General features: G+C 59.9%; 25 protein-coding genes and 1 tRNA gene. 8 read left to right on the top strand and 18 right to left on the bottom strand.

Annotated elements, in window-relative coordinates; genetic code table 11:
* The first annotated feature begins 216 nt into the window (after positions 1 to 216).
* The gene (locus VGG22_14335; GenBank protein ID HEY1729553.1) at positions 217 to 1275 is read left to right on the top strand and encodes a homoserine O-acetyltransferase; all 1059 of its coding nucleotides are present in this window, start codon (positions 217 to 219) and stop codon (positions 1273 to 1275) included.
* Here the strand turns inward: VGG22_14335 and VGG22_14330 are convergent.
* The 5 genes from VGG22_14330 to add are packed head-to-tail and all read right to left on the bottom strand — an operon-like array spanning position 1241 to position 6441.
* Entirely contained in the window at positions 1241 to 2233 is a 993-nt protein-coding gene (locus VGG22_14330) for a hypothetical protein (protein ID HEY1729552.1), read from the bottom strand. The genes VGG22_14335 and VGG22_14330 overlap by 35 nt on opposite strands.
* Entirely contained in the window at positions 2230 to 4140 is a 1911-nt protein-coding gene (locus VGG22_14325) for an ATP-dependent DNA helicase (protein ID HEY1729551.1), read from the bottom strand. Before VGG22_14325 ends, VGG22_14330 begins: the two co-directional genes overlap by 4 nt.
* Positions 4137 to 4775, bottom strand: a complete 639-nt coding sequence (locus tag VGG22_14320) for a rhomboid family intramembrane serine protease (GenBank protein HEY1729550.1) — start codon at positions 4773 to 4775, stop codon at positions 4137 to 4139. The genes VGG22_14325 and VGG22_14320 overlap by 4 nt, the downstream gene beginning before the upstream one ends.
* Positions 4776 to 4778: 3 nt before the next feature.
* Positions 4779 to 5450, bottom strand: coding sequence for a metal-dependent transcriptional regulator (locus tag VGG22_14315; GenBank protein ID HEY1729549.1), 672 nt, complete (start codon positions 5448 to 5450; stop codon positions 4779 to 4781).
* Between the two features lie 4 nt (positions 5451 to 5454).
* Positions 5455 to 6441, bottom strand: a complete 987-nt coding sequence (add, locus tag VGG22_14310; GenBank protein HEY1729548.1) for an adenosine deaminase — start codon at positions 6439 to 6441, stop codon at positions 5455 to 5457.
* Between the two features lie 61 nt (positions 6442 to 6502).
* Here add and VGG22_14305 point away from each other — a divergent pair.
* Positions 6503 to 6579 (top strand) — tRNA-Met (locus VGG22_14305).
* A gap of 92 nt (positions 6580 to 6671) precedes the next feature.
* Here VGG22_14305 and VGG22_14300 read toward each other — a convergent pair.
* Positions 6672 to 7403, bottom strand: coding sequence for a hypothetical protein (locus VGG22_14300; protein ID HEY1729547.1), 732 nt, complete (start codon positions 7401 to 7403; stop codon positions 6672 to 6674).
* Between the two features lie 210 nt (positions 7404 to 7613).
* On the opposite strand from VGG22_14300, the gene VGG22_14295 reads away from it, so the two are divergent.
* Positions 7614 to 8435: a fumarylacetoacetate hydrolase family protein gene (locus VGG22_14295; protein ID HEY1729546.1), complete on the top strand. Its 822-nt coding sequence runs from the start codon at positions 7614 to 7616 to the stop codon at positions 8433 to 8435.
* Positions 8436 to 8437: 2 nt separating this feature from the next.
* Here the strand turns inward: VGG22_14295 and VGG22_14290 are convergent, their stop codons facing one another.
* Complete coding sequence (locus VGG22_14290) at positions 8438 to 9883, bottom strand: MmgE/PrpD family protein (GenBank protein ID HEY1729545.1); 1446 nt, start codon at positions 9881 to 9883, stop codon at positions 8438 to 8440.
* Positions 9884 to 10384 (bottom strand): lipocalin-like domain-containing protein, encoded by a 501-nt coding sequence (locus VGG22_14285; protein ID HEY1729544.1) that lies wholly within the window; start codon positions 10382 to 10384, stop codon positions 9884 to 9886.
* A 64-nt stretch (positions 10385 to 10448) separates the two neighbouring features.
* On the opposite strand from VGG22_14285, the gene VGG22_14280 reads away from it, so the two are divergent.
* Both VGG22_14280 and VGG22_14275 read left to right on the top strand, forming a co-directional pair.
* Positions 10449 to 10859 (top strand): cupin domain-containing protein, encoded by a 411-nt coding sequence (locus VGG22_14280; protein HEY1729543.1) that lies wholly within the window; start codon positions 10449 to 10451, stop codon positions 10857 to 10859.
* 36 nt (positions 10860 to 10895) lie between these two features.
* On the top strand, positions 10896 to 11303 hold the full coding sequence (locus VGG22_14275) for a cupin domain-containing protein (protein ID HEY1729542.1): 408 nt from the start codon (positions 10896 to 10898) through the stop codon (positions 11301 to 11303).
* A gap of 3 nt (positions 11304 to 11306) precedes the next feature.
* On the opposite strand, the gene VGG22_14270 is transcribed toward VGG22_14275, so the two are convergent.
* The gene (locus tag VGG22_14270; GenBank protein HEY1729541.1) at positions 11307 to 13100 is read right to left on the bottom strand and encodes a hypothetical protein; all 1794 of its coding nucleotides are present in this window, start codon (positions 13098 to 13100) and stop codon (positions 11307 to 11309) included.
* Complete coding sequence (locus tag VGG22_14265) at positions 13101 to 13955, bottom strand: FecR family protein (GenBank protein HEY1729540.1); 855 nt, start codon at positions 13953 to 13955, stop codon at positions 13101 to 13103.
* A gap of 122 nt (positions 13956 to 14077) precedes the next feature.
* Between VGG22_14265 and VGG22_14260 the strand changes: the two genes are divergently transcribed.
* Positions 14078 to 14383, top strand: a complete 306-nt coding sequence (locus tag VGG22_14260) for a hypothetical protein (protein HEY1729539.1) — start codon at positions 14078 to 14080, stop codon at positions 14381 to 14383.
* Positions 14384 to 14444: 61 nt separating this feature from the next.
* The gene (locus VGG22_14255; protein HEY1729538.1) at positions 14445 to 14783 is read left to right on the top strand and encodes a hypothetical protein; all 339 of its coding nucleotides are present in this window, start codon (positions 14445 to 14447) and stop codon (positions 14781 to 14783) included.
* Between the two features lie 51 nt (positions 14784 to 14834).
* Here the strand turns inward: VGG22_14255 and VGG22_14250 are convergent, their stop codons facing one another.
* From VGG22_14250 to VGG22_14240, 3 genes are all read right to left on the bottom strand, one after another.
* Positions 14835 to 15665 (bottom strand): hypothetical protein, encoded by an 831-nt coding sequence (locus VGG22_14250; GenBank protein HEY1729537.1) that lies wholly within the window; start codon positions 15663 to 15665, stop codon positions 14835 to 14837.
* Between the two features lie 122 nt (positions 15666 to 15787).
* Entirely contained in the window at positions 15788 to 17098 is a 1311-nt protein-coding gene (locus VGG22_14245; GenBank protein ID HEY1729536.1) for a homoserine dehydrogenase, read from the bottom strand.
* Positions 17085 to 18269 (bottom strand): glycine C-acetyltransferase, encoded by a 1185-nt coding sequence (locus VGG22_14240; GenBank protein HEY1729535.1) that lies wholly within the window; start codon positions 18267 to 18269, stop codon positions 17085 to 17087. The genes VGG22_14245 and VGG22_14240 overlap by 14 nt, the downstream gene beginning before the upstream one ends.
* A gap of 73 nt (positions 18270 to 18342) precedes the next feature.
* Here VGG22_14240 and VGG22_14235 point away from each other — a divergent pair, with 73 nt between their 5' ends.
* The gene (locus VGG22_14235; protein HEY1729534.1) at positions 18343 to 18894 is read left to right on the top strand and encodes a carboxypeptidase-like regulatory domain-containing protein; all 552 of its coding nucleotides are present in this window, start codon (positions 18343 to 18345) and stop codon (positions 18892 to 18894) included.
* On the opposite strand, the gene VGG22_14230 is transcribed toward VGG22_14235, so the two are convergent.
* From VGG22_14230 to pstB, 5 genes are all read right to left on the bottom strand, one after another.
* Positions 18885 to 19535 carry a PhoU domain-containing protein gene (locus tag VGG22_14230; GenBank protein ID HEY1729533.1) on the bottom strand — a complete coding sequence of 217 codons (651 nt, stop codon included), beginning with the start codon at positions 19533 to 19535 and terminating at the stop codon, positions 18885 to 18887. The genes VGG22_14235 and VGG22_14230 overlap by 10 nt on opposite strands.
* Before the next feature lie 14 nt (positions 19536 to 19549).
* A complete protein-coding gene (pstA, locus tag VGG22_14225) occupies positions 19550 to 20461 on the bottom strand; it encodes a phosphate ABC transporter permease PstA (protein ID HEY1729532.1) in 912 nt (303 codons plus the stop codon).
* The gene (gene pstC / locus VGG22_14220) at positions 20458 to 21480 is read right to left on the bottom strand and encodes a phosphate ABC transporter permease subunit PstC (protein ID HEY1729531.1); all 1023 of its coding nucleotides are present in this window, start codon (positions 21478 to 21480) and stop codon (positions 20458 to 20460) included. The genes pstA and pstC overlap by 4 nt, the downstream gene beginning before the upstream one ends.
* Before the next feature lie 6 nt (positions 21481 to 21486).
* Positions 21487 to 22536: a phosphate ABC transporter substrate-binding protein PstS gene (gene pstS / locus VGG22_14215; GenBank protein ID HEY1729530.1), complete on the bottom strand. Its 1050-nt coding sequence runs from the start codon at positions 22534 to 22536 to the stop codon at positions 21487 to 21489.
* A 98-nt stretch (positions 22537 to 22634) separates the two neighbouring features.
* Entirely contained in the window at positions 22635 to 23423 is a 789-nt protein-coding gene (pstB, locus tag VGG22_14210; protein ID HEY1729529.1) for a phosphate ABC transporter ATP-binding protein PstB, read from the bottom strand.
* Positions 23424 to 23458 lie beyond the last annotated feature (35 nt).

The raw sequence follows: 23458 nt of genomic DNA, 5'->3' as shown, positions 1-23458 counted from the left end.
CCGCATTGCACTTCCGAACAGAGGCGGCGCGGGGACTGGATCGCCTAGTATACGTCCAGGTGCAGTCATATATACATTTAAGTATACTCTACTACACCTAAAAGTATAGTCTATCGTCGAAATTGATCCCGATTGCTCGGTTGCCTTGGCGATGCCGCCAGGTGCTCCCCATTTTCGTTGACCCTTCTTCGCACGGCATGATACAGTCGCGTCTCAGTGATCGAGCGTTCTATCGACATCGGTCCGCTCGACCTTGCGTGCGGCGGACGACTCGAGCGCGTCGAGCAATTCGTCGCCATCGAGGGTGAGCTTCGCAAAGACGGCAGCAATGCGGTTCTGATTCCGCACGCGCTGACGGGCAGCGCACGCGTGCGCGACTGGTGGGACGGAATCGTCGGACCCGGTAAGCTCTTCGATCCCGCCGACACGTGTGTGATCGGAGTGAATGTGCTCGGCGGTTGTTACGGCTCGACCGGGCCGTCGTCGCTCGCGCCGGACGGAAAACCGTTTGGTTCGCGTTGGCCGCTCGTCACCGTCAAAGACATGGTTGAAGCGGAGTACCGTGCGCTGCACGCGCTCGGCATCGAACGCCTGGCCGTCGTCATGGGTGGCTCACTCGGCGGAATGCAAACGCTGCAGTGGGCGTTCGATCACCCCGACATGGTTAGACATGCCGTCTGCGTCGGCGCGTTCGATCATTTCTCGGCGCTCGGGATCGCCTACAACCGCGTCGCCCTCGAAGCGATTCGACTCGATCCGAATTTTCGCGGCGGCGATTTCTATGACGGCGAACCGCCGCTTTCGGGGCTTCGCCTCGCACGCAAGATCGCCATGATCACCTACAAGAGCGACGAGCTCTTCACGCAGCGCAACGAACGCAAGCCGAATCGCAATGGCGAGAATCCGTATCGTTCGCTGGCCGAGCGCTTCGACATCGAGGGCTATCTCGACGAACAGGGCAATCGCCTCACCGCGCGCTTCGATGCGAACACGTATATCGCGCTCTCCCGCGCGATGGATCTGTTCGAGACGCGCGATCGCACGAATCTCGACACGCGTCCGAAACTTACATTCGTCGGGATCTCATCGGACATTCTGTTTCTGCCGCAATACGTGCGCGCCGCGGCGAACCGTTGGCGCGAACGCGGATTCAGCTGCGATTATTTCGAGCTTCATTCCGATCACGGGCACGACGCGTTTCTCGCGGACTCGGATGATCTAGCCGAGCTGGTACGCCCGGCTATTCGCCTCCCAGCGCGCGCCGCGTCGGCATAACCTTACCCGATTCAATATCGCGAATTTTGATCAGCGGATAGCCGACGCTGCCGTCCTCGCTTTGCCGCCACGCCTCGACGATGAGGTTACGTAGCTCGCTTGCACCGGCCGCGAGACGATCCGCGGTGAAGTTCACGCCGGCGTCCGTGCGCGCAGCAAACTTGCCCTGAGCGAAGAGTCCGTACGTCGGAACGACTTGCGCGTTCGTTGCGGCCAAGTAGCGCGCCGTTTCGGCTTCGATCGTGCAATTGCAGGCCGTCCAGCCCGGCATATGTGCGATGACCGTGTTTTCATCGAGATACTTTCCGACATAATCGGACTCGAAGCGCGCGTGCAGTCCCTGCGAATTCGGATACTTCTCCCAACCATTGAAGTGCAGCGTCACGTGCAGCGGTTGGCTCCCATCGCCGACGAAGTGACTCCACCATCCGATGTCGCGAAGCGTCAGCGTCTCGCGCAAATTGCGCAGCCCGGCGAAATACGAGCGCGCGCCGGAGTCGGTCGCATTATGCGCCATGTAGTCGTCGGCACGCCAGTACGCAAAATCTTTGCGAACGACCTCGAAACCGTCGATAATCGAGTACGGCAGATAACCCATCTTATACTCGTCGGTGCCGGCTGCGCGCAGCGCGGTGTCGTATGCTTCGCGCGTTGGGGGAAGGGCGTTCAGCGGAACGCCCGCGATCGTGCCGTCGTCGCCGACGTCGAGATAGTGGCCCGTATCGGCGTCGCGATCTTCGCTCGTCCCTGCGTCTTTGAGATTATCCGGTTCGGGCCCGAGCAACGCGATCTCGGTGACGGCGCCCGGCGTGCGCAAAAATGCGGGCACGCTGTTCGGAAGCGACTGTGCTCCTGCGCGGCTTATCATCATATGACCGACTTCGCCCCACGCATTTGCAGCCACCGGTTGCAGAACGAGAACAAACGTGCAGAACAACGCGCAGACTCGCAGATTCATCGCGTGAACAAACCCTCCAACGCGTCAAGATCATCGATGCGTGTGGCAGGCGGCAAGGCTGAAAGAATCGTGGCGCCGTAACGCATCCCGAGCGCTCTTCCATCGAGCAGCGCCAAGAGCCCTGTGTCCGTTTGCGAACGGATGAGCCGCCCGAAACCTTGTTTCAGGCGCATCGTTGCAACGGGAATCATGTATCCCTCAAAGCCGCTGAGGCCGCGCCGTTCGAGCGCTGCGATGCGCGCAGCAACGAGGGGATCGCTCGGCGACGGAAACGGAAGCCGGTCGACGATCACACACGAGAGCGCTTCACCGACGACGTCGATCCCTTCCCAGAATGTCGCGGTCGCGAACAGCACCGCATTCTTCGTGCTGCGAAACCACTCGAGGAGTTGCGAGCGGGGTAATTCGCCCTGGAGGCGCACCGGGTACGGCAGCCGTTCGCGCAACAGCGCATAGATTTCGTGCAATCGCGCGTAGGAAGTGAAGAGCACGAACGCGCGTCCGCGCGTCCGCTCCAGGCACTCCTCGATGACCGGCGTCACCAGCTCCGCAAAGTCGCGGCTCTTCGGGTTGAAGCGCGGCGGCGCAACATAGAGCCGCGCCTGCTTCGGATAATCGAACGGCGACGGCGCGACCAGCTCCTGCGCTTCATCGACGCCTAGCTGCGAGCGGAGAAACGCAAACGACGTACCCTCCGCCAACGTCGCGCTGGTCAAAACGACGCTTTGCGTGCGCGTAAATAGCGTGCCGCGCAAGAAGTCGGCAACCTCGAAGGGCGCGGCGTTGATCTCGTAGCGCGCTTCGGACTCGACGCGTTCGACCCACGCGATCGTGTCCGGCTCGATGTCGGTAGCTTGTAAGCTGCGCCGAATGCGCTGCACGGTCGTTTGCTGCGCCGTGATCGTACGGAGCGCAAGCTCGCGACGGCGTTCGCGCTCGGCTTCGTTTGCGCTCGTTCGCCGCAAGCCGGATTCCCAATTTACGTGCACCCAATCTTCGAGCCGTAAGAGCGAATCGTGCAACTCGCTCAGACTCCCGTCGAGCTCCTCGTCTTCCCGCAAGAGCACGCGCTCGTCGGGCAGCCGCGCAAGAATGCTTGTTAGGCGGCGAATCCCTTCGGTGATCTCGGCGTCGTGATGCCCGGGCAGATGATAGGCGCCGTGCAATTTGCGCATCATTCGCGCCAAGAGCGGCTGCGAGAGCGTCGCGGTCAATGCTGCGGTGGCGTAGCGCTCGCACTGATGAGCCTCGTCGAGGATCACATAGTCGTAGGGCGGCAAGAGTCCGCCGCCCATCGCCAGATCCATGAAGAACAGCGCGTGATTGACGACGACCAGATCGGCGTAACGCGTGGCATCGCGCCGCATGAAAAACCAACACGTGCTGAAGCGTTCGCAAAATTCGCCGACGCAATCATCCGCATCGGCGTCGAGCGACTCCCACTCATCGGCGCGAGGCACGAATTCAAGCTCGGCGCGGTCGCCGCTTGGCGTTTGCTCGGCCCATCGCCACAGCCGCTCGAGGCCCGCAGTCGGCGCCACGAGCCGTTCGCCGACGGCGTGCTCGTATTTCGAGCGGCAAAGATAGTGGTTGCGCCCCTTGAGCAACTCGGCGCGTGCGGGAATCCCGGTCGCGGCGATCGCCATCGGAATGTCTTTGCGCATAAGCTGTTCTTGCAACGCGATCGTTCCGGTGGAAATAACGACTTTGCGCTTACTTCGAATCGCGGGGATCAAGTACGCCATCGACTTGCCGACGCCGGTGCCGGCTTCGACGATCGTGTGTGCGTTCTCGAGAAAGCCGCGCTCGATCAGCTGCGCCATCTGCAGCTGTCCCGGACGCGCTTCGAACGCAGGCAGCGTCTGCGCGAGCGCTCCGCCTTGCGCGAATAGCTCGTCGATCGTCATTGATGCGGTGGTTGTTGCGGCGGCGGGAGCAGCTCTGCTTCGATGGGAGCGCCTTGCGATTGAACGTGAACGGTCATCGGGCGACGAAGATGTTCGGGGACGCGATAAAGCAGCATGCCAAGCAAGAACCCTGCGACGAGACCGCCGAGATGCCCGGCTTGCGAGATGTTCGGGATCATGAACCCAAGCAGAACGTTGATGAGCACGAGCCCGATCATGTTCTGGACCAACTGGCGTCCGGGCTTGCCCAGCCGCAATCCGGCAGCGACAAGTGCTCCGAAGAGCCCAAAGATTGCACCACTCGCGCCGATCGTGATCTCACTGTAATTGAACTCATAGATCGCCCAGCCCGAGCCGATGATCGACAAGACATATAGCAGCGCCATTTTGGGCGTCCCGAAGAGTTGCTCGACGACCGTTCCAATTTGCCAGAGCGCGAACATGTTGAAGGCGATGTGCAGAAAGCCGTCATGCACGAACGCCGCCGTAAACGCACGCCACCATTCGCCGTTCTGAACGGCGGGACCATAAAAGGCACCGTAATGCACAAGGCTGCTCGAGCTTGCCGTGGCGTTGTGCGTGTACGTCCACACGAACACGAGGATGTTCGTGACAATGAGGATCCGCGTCAGCACGATTTAGAGTTCGGTAACCGTCAGTTGCTTTGCGAGATCGAGTGAGATCGCTTGACGGCGTCCGTCGTACGCGATCGTGATCGGACCACCGAGCGGCGCCTTCTCGACGACTTCGATCGCGGTGCCGCGCTGCAAGCCGATATCGGAGAGATACTTCAGCAATTCGGTCATCTGCTCGGTGACGCTGTGCAGTTTTGCCTTTCCGCCGACCTCGAGCTGCGCGATCGGCTGACCGATGACATCGGGCTCGGAGAGATCTGCGGATGGAATCGGATGGCCGTGCGGACAAAATTTCGGATCGCCGAGGATCGAGACGAGCCGTTCTTCGACGCGCGCGGAGATCGCGTGCTCGAGCCGGCAGGCTTCTTCATAAACTTCATCCCACGGCAGCCCGAGAATTTGCGTCAGGAAAACTTCAGCCAAGCGATTGCGGCGCACGACGCGCACGGCAGTTTCAAGACCCTTGCGCGTCAACGCGATGCCGCCGCGAGCTTGATGCTCGATGAATCCCTCGACCGCCAACTTTTTCAGCATCCCGGAGACAGACGCGGGCGCGACGCCAAGTTCAGAAGCCAGCGCGGAATTGGAGACGCCGGGCCCCTCGCGCTCGAGCCGATAGATCGCCTCGAGATACTCCTCGTTCGACTCGTCGAAATGCGTATGCTGACCAGGCATGCGGTTAGCTTCGCCGCGCGGGGACTGTGGCGCTTTCCAAGGCGTGGAGCAGCTCGGCTTTCCGCTTAGGCGACGCGAACGACGCCTCGATGCCATTGCGCGCGATGCGCACGACCGCGTCGGTGCCCATCGTCTCTTCGACCAGAGCATACTCGTCGAGGAGCGTACAGCGGAACATGGCCGGATCGTCCGAGTCGATCGTGACGATGACGCCCGCCTCATCGAGCTGCGCTAGCGGATGAATCTGGTCTTCCGGGCACGCACCAGTGCGGCGATTCGAGGTCGGACAGACTTCCAACGGAATGCGCCGCTCGACCAGCATCGCTACGACCGCATCGTCTTCGAGCGCGCGAATGCCGTGACCGATCCGCTCGGCGCCGAGAATCTCGACGGCATCGCGCACCGACTGCGCACCAGCGACTTCGCCGGCGTGCGCGACCGTGTGTAATCCCGCGCTGCGCGCGCGTTCGAACGCTTGCGGAAAAAGTTGCGCTGGGAATCGCGATTCATCGCCGCCGAGACCTATACCGATGACGCCGTGCCCTTTCCATCGCGACACGCGCTCGACGGTTTTCACCGCAGCTTCGGGACCGAAATTACGCGTGACGTCGCAGATCAGCGCGACGTCGATCGCGTCGTGCGAAAGCGCTTCGCGAATTGCGCGTACGCATGCTTCTTCATCGATCGATGGATGAAAGAACGACCACACCGACGGCGAGATGAAAATCTCGGCATAGCGCACACCCTGCGCGACTGCATCCTCTACGTACTCGCGCGCGATCCGCGCGAACGGCTCGGGGCCATTGAGGGCCTTGCAAACGGCTTGGAAAGCGAGCAAGAACTCCGGGAAGTCCGCAAACTCGTACAAGTCGGGCGGGACGTCGAGACCTACGAGCCGTCCAAGCTCCCGAAGGGTCGCGGGGCGAACCGTGCCCTCAAGGTGGCAGTGGAGCTGTACCTTTGGAAGATCTCGAAGCCAGGTCGCTGTCACGCGGCGCGCTTCATCGGGGCCCTTGACGCCGCCTGGAGCCTACCCCTATACTGTCGTTCGCCGCGGGGTGGAGCAGTCCGGTAGCTCGTCGGGCTCATAACCCGAAGGTCGCCAGTTCAAATCTGGCCCCCGCAACCAACCAGGGAGCCTTGGCAAATGTCGAGGCTCCTTTTTCGTTGGCGGCAGCATCAAAAGGAGGCTCTTTCTTTTTTGCTCTCGGCAGCCAAGCGTTATCCCTTGTCTGCGTGAAGAGCGTCCTTCGGAATCGGTAGAGCTTTCTCGTCCGTTTTTACAGCGCAGACCTGTTGCGGGTGATCCACAGTTGGAACGTATTGCTGTCCCTTGGCAACGCCGACGTCTTTGTTGCTTCCCATAAAACCTTGACGGCGGCGATATTCTGACCGATCGAAGTCAACTTGCAGCGTTGATCCGCAAAACGTAAAAATCTTATCAACGCTGACCCTAAGATTTGCCGCCTTGTAGCCGATCCCGTAGAACCCAGCTTTGCCTTGTTGCCCCTCCTGAACCATTCCCTCGGCCTCGTCGCCGGCTTTTGCAATCAAGTATCCGCCTACGATAAAATCTTGTAACACGCGATATTTGACTCGCTCGCCCGTTGCGGCTGAATACGAATTAATACTCTCTGCGGTCTCCACAACAAGCGGAATATCTCTCGGCAAGTTCACGGTTACTACGCCTGGGATTGGCGTGGCGAGGTTAATGATCGAGGGCTCGGGGCCGGCTGTGCTCTGCGCGAAGGCGTTCGCTGTACACAGCGCACTGCCGAAAAGACACATGATACACGCGATGACAAACCGCACGGTGCCTGATACTCTCATAATCCCTTCCACATAAGAAACTTTGCTGTGCTTCTCACGAAGCCCGTCGCCAACAATATGCGTTCGTATCAACGCGTGTGTTTCAGTTCCTTCCAGTGATTCGACTATTCTATGAACGCTCACTCGCAAATTTCAAAGTGTCGGCAGTTCTTTTCTTAACGAGTCCATGTCGGGTACTGTTCACTCAAAGCTAGCGGCCAGTGTCGACAACGTCATTTTACGTCGCTCGTCATCGGATGTTTCTATGTGTTATGAGATTGCCAAGGGCAAGCAAATGGGGGGCGTCGGCGTAAGCGAGGCCTCTCTTTATGTGAACGCTAAGAATCGGGAGCAATGACAACATCGGTCGCCGATATCGCGGAATCTACCCTTGAAGCCCTCGATCGAGGCGAGCAAATCGGCCCCTTCTCAGAGGGGGACGCGACGTTCGATCTGGATCAGGCTTACGCCATCATTGCTCGAATGCGCGAGCTGCGTGAGGCGCGAGGAGAACGCGTCGTCGGTCGCAAGATCGGATTTACGAATCGACGGATTTGGAGTGAATACGGCGTTTTCGCCCCAATCTGGGGCTACGTTTACGACACGACGGCACACGAACTGTCGAACGTCGGCGGCGGATTTTCCCTCGACGCGTTCAGCGAACCGCAAATCGAACCGGAAATCGCGTTCAAATTACGCACTGTCCCGCGCGGAGGCTTGTCGCCCGAAGAGTTGTTGGGGTCGATCGAGTGGGCAACTCACGGTTTTGAGATCGTCCAGTCGATTTTTCCGGGATGGAAATTCACGGCCGCCGATTCAGTCGCCGCGAACGGCCTGCATGGTGCACTCCTGCTGGGCCCGCAACGACAACAGCCGCAAGACCTCGCCGAATGGACGCGCATGTTGTGCTCGTTCGATATCGAGCTATCCCGTAACGGCGAGAAAATGGATCGCGGGCATGCCTCCAATGTCATCGACGGTCCGTTGCACGCCTTGCTGCACCTGATCGAGCTATTGCGGCACGACCAGCACAATCCGCCGCTTGCTGCGGGCGAGATCATCACGACCGGAACGCTAACGCGCGCCTTTCCCGCCGTGAGAGGGCAGCGCTGGGACACGGCACTGCACGGCATCCCGCTTGATGGCATTTCGGTGATGTTTTCGAACGACGCGTAGCGTCAGGTTTGAAGGAGCGGTCGCAAGCTTCGGACGTCCTTCACGGACTCGATTGCGTAGACGGTCTCGATCAGCCGTTCCGATTTCTCGCGCCCGATAACGTCATTCATGAGATCCTGCGCTTTAGCGATCACTTCGTCTTTTGACATCGGGTTACGCGGCGTCCCGCGCACGGCGGTGACGCGCTCCGAAAGGCGAGTACCGTCGGTAAACGCAACCTCGACGATTGCGACTCGGACCGGCATCTCTTTTTGGAGATCCGGATCGTGCACGAGCGTTATTTTGGCACGTTGCTCGAGGATCCGCGGATCCCTCATGCGCGCCATATCGTGCGCCGCGCGAAATGACGCCGTCTTATCGAGAAGCATCACCGCGACCATGTACTGCATGCAGATATCGGGGATGTTGCGGTTGTCTACTGTTCTCGCGATTTCAGGAGCGAGACGCACGGTAACGGCCTGAACCTGGCTTGCCTCAAACGGCCTGCGGCTACGGATCGCAACGAGCGCGTCGAGCGCGCCTTGAATCGGCGATCCAACCGTCCACTCTTTGATATCCGTCTCGACGATTTCGTAGCGCTCGCCTAGATGTTCCGTGAGCCGCTCCGGCTGTGCCGTCGGGCCGTAGGCTTTGAAGAAATTGTCTTCTCCCGTGAAGATGTCGTCGACGCCCGTCCATCCCGATTGGACGACCAGCGCCGCCGTAACGCCGTTGCGGGCCGGCATTCCGGCGAAAACGAACGATTTCTCGATATGCTCGCTGTCGCGTTGCCAAGCGTGAATCCCTGACGACTGTTGCGCCGCATAATCGAGCACCCACGTCATGTGGTGCGCGTCAAGCCCGGCAACGCACGCCGCCGCGGCGGCTGAGCCGAACGTCCCCGCGATCGCATGCGTGCTCAAACTGCTTTTCGGATTGAATGTGCCGAGCGAGCCGAACAGCGCGATCGTCGCGCGAGTGCCGACGTCGTAACCGAGCGTCACCGCGCGTAGAAAGCGCGTTCCGTCGACGCCGAATTCTTCGCTGGCCGCAAGCGCCGCGGGGACGATCGAACAGCCGGGATGCGAATGCGATTCGTTATGCGAGTCGTCGGTTTCGTCGGCTTGCGCCAGCTCGGCGTTGGCAAGCGCGGCGTCGACCGGCGACGCGGTCAGACGCGACGCTGCGATCGTGCACGAGCCCTTTCCGCCATGCGTGCGAATAAAGCGTTGCGCCGCTTGACCGGGACCCAATTGCGAGCCGGAAATCATTGACGCAAGCGTGTCCAGGATGTGATGCTTCGCGTTTTCCACGACGTTCGATGGGAGTGGCGACGCGCCCGCGGCACCCATATATGTGCTGAGCGCGGTCATCTCGGGTCCAACCGCCGCATTTGCCCGCTTCGCAAACGATGACGGCGCGAACGCAGCAACCGATGCCATCCACCCGAGAACGGTGCGTCGATTCATTTATTGAACGCGCCGAAGAACACCGCGGCCTCGTCCGCCACCCGTTGCCTCGAGCGGAATCCAGACGATCTCGTCCTTCGTGATCGACTCCACGATGTATTTGCGATCGACGCCGACCATATTCGGAAAGGTCGCGCCGATTGCGCGCGTCGTGAACGTGCGCTCTGCCTCGTTGACGGTGTAGGTCCCAAAATGTCCGAGTGAACCTCGAACCGCCACGGTATTTTCGGCGGCCGTTCCACGCAAGCGCGCGTTCGACGCGAACTTCGGCAGGTCGGGTCGCGTTACCACAATGACGTAGGTGCCGTTCGGCTGGAAGACGGCAATGCCGCTGGGATTCTTGCCGAAGGATTGAACCCGGCTACCATCCTTGTGCGTGTCCGTAACCGAGACGTAGCGCCACGTTCCAATCAGCCGAGCTCGTAAAGGCGTTTGCGCAGCAGACGCACCCGAGCCCAAGAGAATGGCAAAAACAAAACCCGATATCAACGAACGCCTCATGGTCTCTCCTTAACGCTTCAGAAGTTCGGCAGGACCCTTAAGGCCTCCGTTGAGACGAACGCGTATGAGGATCATCGCAATCGCTCTTCTGGTCTGCGCGTGCACCTTTGTCGCCGTCGTAGGCTTACGCGCCTACGGTCAGATGCAGCTAAAAGCACCCCTTAGCGTCGCAATGGCGGACATGCCGGTCAACCTCGCAGGCGGCGATTATGACATCGTCAATCAATTGCTGGATCTTATGCCGGGCGCATATATGCGCGAGCATCATCACGGAGGTCCCGTCATCGTCATGGTGATTTCGGGCGAATTGACGGTTACGGACAACAAGGGCACGCGCGTCCTCACGTCCGGTCAGAGCATGAGCGAAGAGGCCGCGTACGTTCACGCCGCTGCAAACAACGGTACGACGATCGCACACCTCGCCGTCACCTACGTTATTCCCGAAGGCGCCGCCCGCACGATCATTGTCAAGTAAGAAGGCGAATAGCTCGCGGGTCTGAACACGATTCGCATGAAGCGTACGAGCGTCGCGCTTTTTTGTTTGAGCGCCTTAATCGCGGTTTTGGGTTCGCATGCCTCCGGCCAAACCGAGACTTCCCCCGTCAACGTCGCGACCAAAGTAATGACCGTTACGGTTTCTTCGCCCGGCGACTACGAACTCGTCAATCAGGTTCTGGACATTCCGCCGGGCGGCACAATTCCGAACCACTCCCATGGCGGCCCCGTAATCGTAACCGTGATCTCCGGCGAGTTCACGATCAAAGACGGCGCCGGCTCGCACGTACTCACCGCGGGACAAAGCGCGACCGAAGAGACCGGCTACCGGCATTCCGCTGCAAACAACGGAACGTCGACGGCACGTCTCGCGATCAGTTATTTCATTCCGAAGGGCGCTGCTCGAACGACCGTCGTGCAGTAACCGTTAAGGCGTGAACTTCGCGATCTCGTCGGCGGTCGGATTGAATCCGCCGCCGCCGGCGGAGCCGTCACCGGTGAACCACATGTTACCGTCCGGCCCGGCCACAATACCGTGATCGTCGGTTTGCGCGGTGTCGTTGAACAACGGTATCGCGGCCGTAGTGGGGTTCGACGGGTTGAAGCGAACAACGCCGCCGCCCTGCGGAATCCACATATTTCCGTCTGGTCCGCTCGCGATGACGACCATGTTCGCAAAGTCCGCCGGATTGACGACGCCCGGATATTCCGTGATCACGCCTGACGTCGTAATCTTTGCGTAGAGATTCGAATTAAATTCGACGAACCACAGATTGCCGTCCGAGCCGAGCGAAATTCCGAGCGGATCCGAGCTGCTGGTCGGAACCGTGTATTCGGTGATTTGCGAGCCGCTTGTTGCGTTCGTCGGTATCCGCGCGATTTTGTTGGCGTGGTTCTCGCTAAACCAGACCGCGTTGTCGGGCCCGGCAGTGATGCCGTCGAGGAAGTAGTTGATCGCGCTGCCCGTCGGTATCGTGAAAACGTGCGGCGTCAAGCCGCTATCGACGTATCCAACCGCATTGAGGGTGGGTGCGAGAAACCAGACGTTTCCGTCGGGACCTTGCGTCATCTGCGTCATAAAGCACCCGGTTCCGGGTGGAATGACAACGCTCGACTGAAGCGCACCGCTCGTGCTGATGCGTCCGATCGTGCAATTGCCGTCGTTGAACCAGACGTTACCGTCGCTACCCTTGGCTATACCAACCGGATTCGGCGATCCGCCAAACCCCGTCGCAAACTGCGTAATCGTTCCGGACGTCGTGATGCGATCGACCTTGTTCGTCACGCGCTCGACGATCCACAGATTGTTGTCGGGACCGACGGTGATCTCTTCGGGGAAGTTCGTGAGGCCGGTACCGACCGTCGAACCCGGAAGCGCGTAACGTGTAACGCCCAGTCCGCTGTTCGATTCGCGGAACACGGGGATCTGCAAAAATGCGAGATCCTCTTGCGGACCGAGATAAACGGTGAGCATAACAGAGTTCGTGACCGATGCGCTCATCGCGGCACCGCTGTAGGTCAACGTTGATGTTTGTTCCGGCGCCGATATAGTACCGGGCGAGACGCTGAGCGATGGATCGGTCGGTGACACAGTGACGGTTAATGGAGACGCATACGGGGTCGACCCTGTAATGGGGGCGCCGCTGCTGTCGTACGTGGTCAGACTAAGAACGATGGTGTCCGCACACAACTCCGTTATCGAGGGGATGATAGTGGTGCTACCGCAACTCGCATTCTGGCTTCCCTGCGTGGTAGCGATCACCATGCCCACGAGGGCGTTCATCGCAATCGTGAAACTGAATTGCGAACCGGGATTCAAATGCTCTGCCTGCGTCGCCGTCGCGAGGATATTGCCTACTCCATTTGGATCGAGATAAATCGTGAAGCTGAAGGTATCGTTACCTGAGGGAGCGCTCAGCGATAGCGTACACGTGCGCACGTTGTCGCTCGTTGAGCATAAATTCGAGGTCGCGCTGACGTCAAATTTTTGTGCGGTCCCGCCATTCACCGTAATTCCCACCGATGATGCGTTCGGCGAAACGAATTGTGGATAGCGTACCTTCGCCGACGTCGACGCGGATGATTGGCCAGTGGGGATTTGCAGGGAAATCTTTGCCGTTGCCAACCTGCTCGACGGACTCGACGTGCCGGATCCTCCGCCGGCGCACGCGCTGAGCGATAACGTCAAGGCGGCGATTGCCGCGAAATGCAATGAACGCATCTACGGCGCCTTACGCGGCGTCGACATAGGTTGCGGAGCGTGTCCTTGCAATGACACGGACCCTTGCACCGTACCGGCCGGAACAGGTGTCGAGTGCCCCACCACGGCGTCAATCGCGATGCCCGCAGCCGCGGCCGCGCCTGCACCGGTCAGCACCGCGGGCGGAATGCCGCTTCCGCCGGCAACACCTGCCGTTGCCGCTGCGACGCCTGTGGCCGCACTGGTGCTAACCCATGCGCCCGAAAAAATTCCAAGCGTTGATGATGTCACGGCGCCGGTCGTTACGGCACCCGCCGCGGTTACGGTTAGGACCTGACCGCTCGCGAGTGCGTACGTTTGTCCGGCGACGGTGACGGTGATGCTGTCGGCCGCGCACTCGAGACACGCAACCGTCGTTTGGCCACTCAGCAACGCCAACAGACCAACGGTTCCGCGCACACCGACTTGCGACGTCGGCGTTACAAAGCGATAGTTTGCAACGCTCCCTTGCGGACGCTTGATTTCGAAACGTAACGCGCCGCCGTCGACGGTGATCGTCGCGCCCGGTCCGTTTTGCGATGAATCGAACGCGCCTACTTGCACTTTCGTGTTCATGCCGAGCGATACGATCGACGAATCCGGGAGCTGTAGGAGGGCCGCTGACTTGTCCTGTGTTACCGCAAACGCATCGTCCGGAAGATCGAGCATCGACGCAACATTGTTAAAAGCGCCCGCGTCGCCGATCTGGTAACCGACGGTACCCCTGACCCGCTGCATGAATTTGTTCGTGGCGGCGCGTCCGGCATCCAACGTGGCCGACAGACCCAGGATCGCGACGCCCAATGCCAAGGCGACGAGCCATATATAACGCCGCATACAGCCTCACTACCGGAGCGCGGGGGCGGCATTTTTCCCTTGTCGGTCGTCTGATCTCCTGGAACTAGGGCAAGCGAGGGCCCCTTTTGTTTGTGAACGGGGCCTGCGGGTACGACCTCAGCATGAAAAAGCTTGCCACACGGCTCGTCGCCTTAGTCGCGCTCTTCACGATGGGTGCGGGACCGGCGCTGGCTCAGGTCTCCGTCCAACTCTATTGGGATACGAACAACCGCCCCTATTACTGGGATGCCGGTCATCACCGGCATTACATGACCGTCAGCCAGGCACAGGTCTGGTACCAGAAGCGCGATCCGAAATACTATCGCGCGCATCGAGGGGACTGGAACAGCGGAAACTACAGCAACTTCGATCATCAGTGGCGCCAGTACCATCACACCAACAGCAGCTACAACATGAACGGACACTAAGAACCTCCTCCGACCGGCCGCAAAGAAGGAGCCTCGTCTGATAAAGGCGAGGCTTTTTTTCATGGCCACGATCAGCTCGCTTCAAGATCAGATCTTCCAACGTGAAGGCTTCAAAGTAACCTTCGAGCGGCTTGACAATTCGAAAGTCACGATCCCGGATTACGACTATCCGGTCATGGCGCCGAACACATGGAAGATCTCCGACTGGAAGACCGTTCGTCTCGCAGCCTACGTCATGCTGTTCAAGAGTGTCATCGTCTATCGCGGCGACGGCACGGTGCTGCGCAATGACGTAAAGCTCGCGCACTTGCGTGATGGCTACTATGCCGCGAGCTATGGCGACACGGAACCCCGCGCGTCGGTCTTTCCGCTCAAGCGACCCAAAACGAATCGCAAATAAAAGAAACCCCGGCGCGGAGGCCGAGGCTTCTTTTGATGGACCTAGTTCTGCCTAGCGATGACGTCCGCCCGAGCCACCGCCGCCGCGAGAACCGCCGCCCGAGTAGTGCGCCGCAGGTGCACTGTAGTGCGAGGCCGTCGCGCGATACCGTGCGCCAGAGTACCCGCCGCCGCCGTAGCGCGCCGCCGGAGCTGCGTAGCTGCGCGGAGCCGAGTACGTGCGTGGCGCCGAATACGTGCGCGGTGCTGCGTAGCTGCGCGCCTCAGGAACTCGCGCTGCGCCGTAACTGCCGCCGTACGAGCGAACGGGTGCGTAGTGGCTTACCGGGGCGGCGTAGCGCGTGGCCGGATAACGGACGCCTGCCGCGTATCCACCGCGAGCGCCGACGAACGTGTGAACCGGAGTGTTGACCCACCAGTGTCCACCCCATGGCTGGCGATAGACGAACCTTCCGCCGCCCGTGCCGATGAAGAGACTAAACGAGGGGCCGTAGCCGTACGCGAAGCCCGGATACCACCAGCCAGGGCCGTAGTATTCCGGAGTCGGCGCCGGGCCGGAGTATTGATAGGGCGTCTGGATCACGTTCGCGTCGAATTGACCGCCGTCGTCGTATCCGTCGACCGTCACGTTCATCCCAGGGGCGAGCGTGAGACCGTTCGGATTGATGACCGTGCCCTGGTGAAGTTCAACGTTATCCAGGTTACCATTACTATCGAGCACGGTGATGTTGAAGGTCGAGTTGATCGACTGCACCGTCCCCTGGATTTCCTGATCTTCAGCCTGCTGAGCTGACGCCGCCATCGGTAGCGCCGCAAAGGCGAACGCCGCAGCGAGTGCTGCGCTCGCGGCCGGTCTGAAATATTTCTTTATAATTGCATTCATGTGGTGGCGGCCTTCTTCCGCTACTTATAGTAACCGATTTTACCCTGGGAGTGGTTTTGGAATAAGGTTAGAGGACGTGGAAACGATCCTGTGCTGGTCCTGAGCGTTTTCTCACCTCGCCTTCATCCAAGATCTTCCCGGCGAATTCGGCTGTAGCTCTCCCGCACTGTCGGCAGCTTCACCAGCCCCCCGATTGCCCGCTGAAGGTTTCCCTCACGCGTGCGATGCGTGAGAATCACGATGTCGGTCTCACCGTCGTTGTCGGCCGGCCCTTTTTGCAACATCGCGTCAATTGAGATCTCCGAGTCCGCGAGCACGCGTGCAATATCGGCGAGCGCGCCGACTTGATCCCGGACGCGCAAACGTAGATAGTACGACGTCTCGACGTCGACCATCGGCAGAATAGGCACCGCGGAAAGCGCGTCCGGTTGAAATGCAAGATGCGGAACGCGCTCTTCGGGCTCGGCTTCCATCAACCGCGTAACGTCGATGACGTCGGCAATCACCGCCGATGCCGTTGGTTCGGAACCGGCGCCTGCGCCGTAATACATCGTCACGCCCGCGGCGTCGCCTTTGACGAGAATTGCGTTCATCGCACCCTCGACGCTCGCGATCAAACGCTGCGCGGGAATCAACGTCGGATGGACGCGCAGCTCGATACCGCTGGCCGCGCGGCGCGTTATGCCGAGCAATTTGATGCGATATCCAAGCTCTTCGGCGTACGTGATGTCGCGATCCGTGAGGTGCGAGATTCCTTCGATGTAGGCACGATCGAATTGCACCGGAATCCCGAAACCGATCGCCGAGAGTAGCGTAATCTTGTGCGCGGCGTCGACGCCCTCCACATCGAAAGTCGGATCCGCTTCGGCATAACCCAGACGCTGTGCCTCGCGCAAAACGTCGTCGAACGGCAAGCCTTTGGAACGCATCTCGCTCAAGATGAAGTTGCTCGTGCCGTTGATGATGCCGGCAATCCACTCGATGCGATTCGCGGTCAGCCCTTCGCGCAGCGCCTTGATAATCGGAATGCACACGGAAACGGCGCCTTCAAACGCGACGATGACGTTGCGCTTGCCGGCGGCTGCGAAAATCTCATTACCCTGGGTCGCGAGCAGTGCTTTGTTGGCGGTGACGATGTGTTTGCCGCTTTCGATCGCAGCGAGCATTGCGTCTTTGGCGACGCCCGTTCCACCGATCACTTCGACCACGATGTCTATCTCCGGGTCGCGCGCAACGCGCATCACGTCGTCGGTCAACGGTACATCAGGTCCGATGATCTCGCGCGCTCGCGCCAGATTGCGCGCCGCGACCCAGGCGATCTCGATACGGCGTCCGGCGCGGCGTGTGATCTCTTCACGATTGCGCTCGAGAACACGGTACGTGCCGCTGCCGACCGTTCCGATGCCGAGAAGTCCGATCTTAACCGGCTTCACGCGCGCGCTCCATTGCGGCGAGTGCACGGTCGAGATCATCGCGTTCCAGAGCCGCGCTTATCTGTACCCGAATCCGCGCCGTGCCTTCGGGCACGACCGGAAAACCGAACCCGGTAACAAAGATTCCCTCGCGAAGCAGCCGGTCGCTCATCGCGATTGCACCGGCCGTCGGTCCGATGATGATCGGGATGATCGCGCTTGGACCCGCCAGCGGCGTAAAGCCGCGCGCCTCGAGGCCTGCGCGAAAATATGCGACGTTCGCATGTAGCTTCTTCACCAGCTCGGGGTGCGCGTCGAGATACTCGATTGCGGCCAGCGCGCTGCACGCCACAGTGGGCGGGAGAGCGTTCGAGAACAGTTGCGTGCGCGAGCGTTGGACGAGCGTATCGATGAGCGCGTGTGATCCCGCGACGAATCCGCCGGCCGCGCCGCCCAATGCTTTGCCGAGCGTCCCCGTGATGATGTCGATTTGGCCATCGAGCCCAAAATGTTCGATCGTGCCGCGACCGGTCTTTCCCATCACGCCCGTACCGTGCGAGTCGTCGACGACGGTTACTGCGTCGTAGCGTTTTGCAAGCGCGACGATGGCCGGAAGATCGGCGAGACTTCCTTCCATTGAGAAGACGCCGTCGGTGACGATGAAGACCGGGTGATCGCCGAGCGCACGTTCGGCTGCAAGCTGCCGCCCGAGGTCGCCCATGTCGTCGTGCTTATAACGGAGGCGCTTACCGGCGGCCAAGCGGCACCCGTCAATGATCGACGCATGGTTGAGCTCGTCCGAGAGAATCGTCGTTCCGGCCGTGCCGATCGTTGGTAGCAGCCCTTCGTTGGCAGCCCAACACGAAACGTAGCTTAGCGATGACTCCGTGGAAAGAAAGTTCGCGATTCGCGCCTCGAGCTCGCGGTGTACGTCAAACGTTCCGCAGATGAAGCGCACCGACGCGGTCCCAGCTCCGTAGCGACGCAATCCCTCGATGCCGGCATCGATGACCTCGGATTGATCCGAGAGCCCCAAATAGTTGTTGCTCGAAAGGACGAGGACGTCGCCGGCCTCTTCCATCCGCACATGGGGCGCCATCGGCGTCGTCAGGTGACGTAGACGTTTGTAGGTGCCGGCCTCGCGGAGCGCGTCGAGGTCGGCAGACAGCCGGGAATCGTAGCGCGTGTTCACCCGGGGGTGATGCGACACACCAACCCGGCCCTCCTTAAGGAGGCACTACCTCACATCGCCAAGAGAGGGACGAATGCGAACCTCGGAACAGACGACGGGGCTCGATCTCCAAGTCGTCGATCGCAGATCCGCCGTTCCTATTGCATCGGTTGTAATCAACATTGTCCGAGACGCTACACATTTGATCACCGAGCACACCAACATTCGCGGTCGCGTTTCGATCGATCTCCCCGAAGGCGCATACGATATCATGATCATGGCGGGGGGATACACGTCGACGCTGTTGCGGGGCGTGGGCGTCTTGGACGGACAACGCGTCGAGGTTATTCGCGGACTGACGCCCGGCAACGATCGCGTCGAGGAAAAGCCGGCCGGCGCTATCGGCGGCGTGTGCTTGGATCGGCTCGGCCATCCGATCATGAACATCATCGTGCAAGCCGCCGCTGAAGGCTTGAGCTACACGGTGCGTACCGATCGACACGGCTGCTACGTGCTCAGCGGCCTTCTTCCGGCAACATACAAGGTCACATGGCGCAGTGGTGATCGCGCTCTGATGCAGGATGATATCGCAGTCTCGCGGCCACGCGAGCTCATCCGGAAGGACGTCAGACTGCTTTACGCCTGACCGTCAGCTTCGAACATCTCCGCCGTATGCCAGGCGATGCTCGATGCGTGCTCTCCGACACGTTGTAAGGATGTAAGAACAAACAGAAGCTCGGTCGCGGCTGCGAGCACATCGGTGTTTGCGCGAATCGCGTTTTGCAGGTTGCGAATTCCGGAGCTGTACAGCTTCTCATAGTGTTCGTCGGCTTCTAGGACCTTACGCACCGACGACAGGTCGCGCTTTGAATATCCCTCGACCGCGGACTTGAGGTCGTCTTCCGTAAGCTTCGCGACCTCACGCAGCGCCTCGCGTGGCGCCCCTGCCGGAGTTTTCTCCGCAAGACGAACCGCGTGTTTTGCGATGTCGACGATATAATAGTTGATCCGCTGCAAATCGGTGCTGATCTCGAACATTCCGGTGACGCGGCGCAGCTCATCCGCGAGCGGCTGCTGCCGCCAGATCAGGTCGATGCAGGCTGATTCGATACGGCGCCCCAGCTCGGCCGTTTGATCGGCACCCGTGATGATGCGCGCGGAGAGTGCAGCGTCCGATGTCTCGACGGCTCTGACGGCATGATGCAGAGCGTCGACCATGAGCGCGCCAAGCGTCCCAAGATCAACTTCAGCCCCCTCGAGAGCTTCATGGTAGGCAACGCGCAGCATAGCCACGTTTTGATCTAGCGTTCGCCGCGTTGTTTACGGGCGAGACTTTCGAGCCAGGACCGCGCGAAGACGTTGGTCACGACAATCATCAGCATCAAGAGCGCGGCTGCCGCAAACGCGAGCGCGTGCGACTCCGCAAACGGCTGACTGATAAACGTCCAGATGACGTACGTCAGGTACGGTACCGGGCTGTGCGTCAAATGCGCCGTCGGCAAATAATTGGACCAACCCGCCGTGTAAATGAGCGGTGCCGTCTCGCCGAGCGCGATTCCGGTCGCGAGTAACAGCATCGTAAGGACACTCGGCAGCGCGTACGGCCACGAAACCGTCATTAATACGGTCGTATAGGTCGCACCGAGTGCGAAGCCGCCTTCACGCAGCTCGCGCGGAACGTTCTCGAGCGCAAGGTCGGTGCCACGCACGACGTACGGTAACATGATGATCGTCAGCGCGATCGCGCCACCGGCGAGCGAAAATTGCCAGCCCGCTATCTTCACGAGCAAGATGTAGCCGAAGTAACCGACGACGACGGACGGAACGCCGGCCAGCACGTCCGTCAGCAACCGAACGAGCGCACGCGGCTTCTCTGAAGCATAGCTCGAGAGCCAGATGCCTGTACCAAAACCGATAATCGCAACGATGAACACCGCGAATACGACGAGCATCAGCGTACCCAGGATCGCGTTTTCGAGTCCACCCGAAATGCCGGACGTGACCGTCGTGAAAAGCGTCGGTTTAAGTGCCGGCAACCCACGCGAGAGCACGAACCAGAAGATCGCGAGCAGGATCGCGAGCGCGGAGGCAAGCGCGAGCAAACTGACGCCCCAGCCGATGTTGCGTCGAATCGTGACGAGTACGCTGCCGCGCGTCATCGAGCGTGCGGCAGACGTCTGTACGGGTGAACCGGAGATTGCCACTTGGTTCATGCCGTCCGCTTCACGCGGTCACCGCCACGCATAATCAGTCGCGCAATCAAGTTCACGCTGAGCGTGATTGCAAAGAGAATCAACGCGAGCTCGGCCAAAGACCGCTCCGCCATACCGGTCGGATCGGTCAAAGCGCTGTCGAGCTGCGAGACGATCACCGCCGCAATCGTGTTGATCGGTGCGAAGATATTCTGCGGGAGCTGATTGAGCGCCGAGCCGCAGACCATCAGGACTGCCATCGTTTCACCGATCGCGCGACCGAGCGCAAGCATGGCGGCCGCAAACATTTGCGTGCGGATCGCCGGGATCACCATTGTCGTGACGGCTTGCCATGGCGTCGCACCGAGACCGATTGCGCCTTCGAATACGATCTTTGGAAAGGTCGAGAGAACGTCGCGCATCGTTGCAGCCATGATCGGGAAGACCATGACGGCGAGAATGAACGACGTCGCCAGCAGACCGTTGCCGCTCGCGGACCCTCCGCCGACGATCGGGAGCCACGCAATGTGTCCCGCCAAAAACGGGCCGACGGAATTCGAAATCCACGGGACGAGCACACCGATGCCCCACAAGCCGTAAACGACCGAAGGAACGCCCGCCATCAACTCGACGAGCGTGTTCACCGGCGTTTTCAAACGGCGCGGAACTTGATAGTGCATCGCAATGGCGACCAGAATGGCAAGCGGCGTAGCAATTGCCATCGCGAACGCCGACGAAATGATGGTCCCGGCGATAAAAACGACAGCCCCAAACGAAGCGCCGGGTGCGCCCGTGAACCCGCCGTGGCGCTCGACCCCGTTAGCGTACTGGTTGCCGAGATTCCACTCGAGATGCGTGAGAATCCCAAAGCCGTTGAACGCGATCGCCGGGTACGAATAGATGATCAGAAACGCCGCGACGAGGAAGACGACCGTAGCCGTTACGACGGCGGTGGCCGTCGATCCGTAGCGCAGCGCGATGTCGAGTGGGGCGGCGCCTGAGCGGCGCTTTTTAGCGCCGCTCAAAGCGACTGTTGCCATGTACTCCTACGAACCGATTTCCGCGATTTGAGCTTTGCTCAAGTTGACGATGCTCGGTGGAAGCGCGATGAAGTGCACTTTCTCGAGATACGACTTCTCTTGCCCGCCGGTAATCGCCCAGCCCAAGAAGTTCTTCACTTCGGAGGCCGTAGCAGCGTCCTTTTGCTTCGGATTGACGATCACGTACTCGTAATTGATGATCGGATATGAGTTTGCGCCCGGTCCATAGATAAGCGAGATCCGCTCGTCTTTGGGCGTTGATTTGTCTTTCGCGGCAGCGGCGGCCAAAATGTTGGGCTCCGTCGGAAGAACGAATTTGCCGGACGCATTCTGCAGCGCGGCGTAGCCAAGGCCGGCTTGATTCGTTTGATCCAGGAAGCTAACGCCGATGTATGCGATCGAATACTTTGCACCTTGGCAAGCTTGAACCATACCGGGGTTGCCGTTCGCGCCGACTCCGTTCGGAACCGACGGCCAGCTGATCGTGGTGCCGTAGCCCGGGCCGCTCTTCCAGCTCGGCGTCGAGAACGTGAGATATTGCGTGAAGATGAATGTATCACCCGAGCCATCGGCACGATGGATGGGGATGATGGCTTCATGCGGCAGCTTGCCGGCGACGGAGCCGTTCAAGCCCTTGATCTTTGCGTCGTCCCAAAAATGAATCGAGCCATCGTAGATTCCGGCGAGAACCGGACCTGAAAGATTCAGATGGACGTCGTTCAAGCCGGGGACGTTGTAGTTGACCTGCTGCGCGCTGATCGCAAGCGGGATGTTGAGCATATGCGTGGTGCCAAGCTGGGCGTCACTCATATACGCATCGGAGGCGCCGATTTGCGCAACGCCTGCGACAGCTTGCGAAATTCCGGTTCCGCTTCCGGTGCTCTGCGTTGTGATCTTCACGTCGGAATGCGCCTTGGTGTACACGGGCACCCAGAGGTTCATAAGCGGGTAGACGAGGCTCGAGCCCGTCTCCAGGAGCTCGGCAGCCGCATATGCAGCGGCAGTCGTAGTTATCGAAAAGGCAAGGAGCGCGAATATAATGCGCAGCGGTTTCATACTCTCCTCAAAGCTGAAGCAAGTTTGCTTTGCAAACGGCTGAACTATAGCTGGGAAGCCTTAACATAGTCTTAAAAGTGAAGAGATCGTCCTTAACGTTATCCGAAACGTCCAGTGATGTAGTCTTCCGTTCGACGATCTTTTGGTCGCGTGAATACCTGGTTGGTCGGGCCACTTTCGATCAGTTCACCGAGATGGAAGAACGCACAAAAGTCGGAGATGCGCGCGGCTTGCTGCATTGAGTGCGTTACGATGACGACGGTGTAATTTTTTTTCAGATCGCCGATGAGGTCTTCGATCTTCGCGGTGGCGATCGGATCGAGCGCCGAAGCCGGCTCGTCCATTAGAATGACCTCGGGTTCGACTGCAAGCACGCGTGCAATACAAAGCCGCTGCTGCTGTCCGCCCGACATATCGAATGCGGAGCGATGCAGGCGATCCTTGACCTCTTCCCAGAGCGCCGCTTGACGCAGCGAGCGCTCGACGATTTCATCGAGCTTGTGCTTGTCTTTGAGGCCGTGGATTTTGGGGCCGTAGGCAACATTCTCCCAAATCGACTTCGGGAATGGGTTCGCACGCTGAAACACCATGCCGATGCGATAGCGAACCATCACTGGGTCCACGTCATCATCGTAGATGTTCTTGCCGTCGAGCTCGACCTCGCCCTCGATACGCGCACCCGGCGTGAGATCGTGCATGCGATCGAGTGCCCGCAAAAACGTCGACTTACCACAACCCGACGGTCCGATGAGTGCCTGCACACGATTCGTCGGCATCGCAAGCGATGCGTCTTTAATCGCACGGAACGTCCCGTAGTAGACGTTTAGCGTCTTTGCTTCGAGCTTGACTTCTGTCCGTGTCTCAGCCGGTGCCGCTTCCAACAACATAATCCGTTCGCTACGAGTATCGGTGGGCACGATCA

This window comes from Candidatus Baltobacteraceae bacterium, from assembly GCA_036489885.1.
In the GTDB taxonomy this organism is placed as follows: Bacteria; Vulcanimicrobiota; Vulcanimicrobiia; order Vulcanimicrobiales; family Vulcanimicrobiaceae; genus JAFAMS01.
Note: the sequence above shows the minus strand (reverse complement) of the source record. Positions and strands in the feature narration are given on the sequence as shown.

Excerpts from the sequence above, each read along its gene's own strand:
- VGG22_14330 (HEY1729552.1), bottom strand. The coding sequence starts at position 2,233 with ATGAATCTGCGAGTCTGCGCGTTGTTCTGCACGTTTGTTCTCGTTCTG.
- VGG22_14325 (HEY1729551.1), bottom strand. The coding sequence starts at position 4,140 with ATGACGATCGACGAGCTATTCGCGCAAGGCGGAGCGCTCGCGCAGACG.
- VGG22_14315 (HEY1729549.1), bottom strand. The coding sequence starts at position 5,450 with ATGCCTGGTCAGCATACGCATTTCGACGAGTCGAACGAGGAGTATCTC.
- VGG22_14295 (HEY1729546.1), top strand. The coding sequence starts at position 7,614 with ATGACAACATCGGTCGCCGATATCGCGGAATCTACCCTTGAAGCCCTC.
- VGG22_14290 (HEY1729545.1), bottom strand. The coding sequence starts at position 9,883 with ATGAATCGACGCACCGTTCTCGGGTGGATGGCATCGGTTGCTGCGTTC.
- VGG22_14285 (HEY1729544.1), bottom strand. The coding sequence starts at position 10,384 with ATGAGGCGTTCGTTGATATCGGGTTTTGTTTTTGCCATTCTCTTGGGC.
- VGG22_14280 (HEY1729543.1), top strand. The coding sequence starts at position 10,449 with ATGAGGATCATCGCAATCGCTCTTCTGGTCTGCGCGTGCACCTTTGTC.
- VGG22_14275 (HEY1729542.1), top strand. The coding sequence starts at position 10,896 with ATGAAGCGTACGAGCGTCGCGCTTTTTTGTTTGAGCGCCTTAATCGCG.
- VGG22_14270 (HEY1729541.1), bottom strand. The coding sequence starts at position 13,100 with ATGCGTTCATTGCATTTCGCGGCAATCGCCGCCTTGACGTTATCGCTC.
- VGG22_14265 (HEY1729540.1), bottom strand. The coding sequence starts at position 13,955 with ATGCGGCGTTATATATGGCTCGTCGCCTTGGCATTGGGCGTCGCGATC.
- VGG22_14260 (HEY1729539.1), top strand. The coding sequence starts at position 14,078 with ATGAAAAAGCTTGCCACACGGCTCGTCGCCTTAGTCGCGCTCTTCACG.
- VGG22_14255 (HEY1729538.1), top strand. The coding sequence starts at position 14,445 with ATGGCCACGATCAGCTCGCTTCAAGATCAGATCTTCCAACGTGAAGGC.
- VGG22_14250 (HEY1729537.1), bottom strand. The coding sequence starts at position 15,665 with ATGAATGCAATTATAAAGAAATATTTCAGACCGGCCGCGAGCGCAGCA.
- VGG22_14235 (HEY1729534.1), top strand. The coding sequence starts at position 18,343 with ATGCGAACCTCGGAACAGACGACGGGGCTCGATCTCCAAGTCGTCGAT.
- VGG22_14230 (HEY1729533.1), bottom strand. The coding sequence starts at position 19,535 with ATGCTGCGCGTTGCCTACCATGAAGCTCTCGAGGGGGCTGAAGTTGAT.
- pstA (HEY1729532.1), bottom strand. The coding sequence starts at position 20,461 with ATGAACCAAGTGGCAATCTCCGGTTCACCCGTACAGACGTCTGCCGCA.
- pstC (HEY1729531.1), bottom strand. The coding sequence starts at position 21,480 with ATGGCAACAGTCGCTTTGAGCGGCGCTAAAAAGCGCCGCTCAGGCGCC.
- pstS (HEY1729530.1), bottom strand. The coding sequence starts at position 22,536 with ATGAAACCGCTGCGCATTATATTCGCGCTCCTTGCCTTTTCGATAACT.
- pstB (HEY1729529.1), bottom strand. The coding sequence starts at position 23,423 with ATGTTGTTGGAAGCGGCACCGGCTGAGACACGGACAGAAGTCAAGCTC.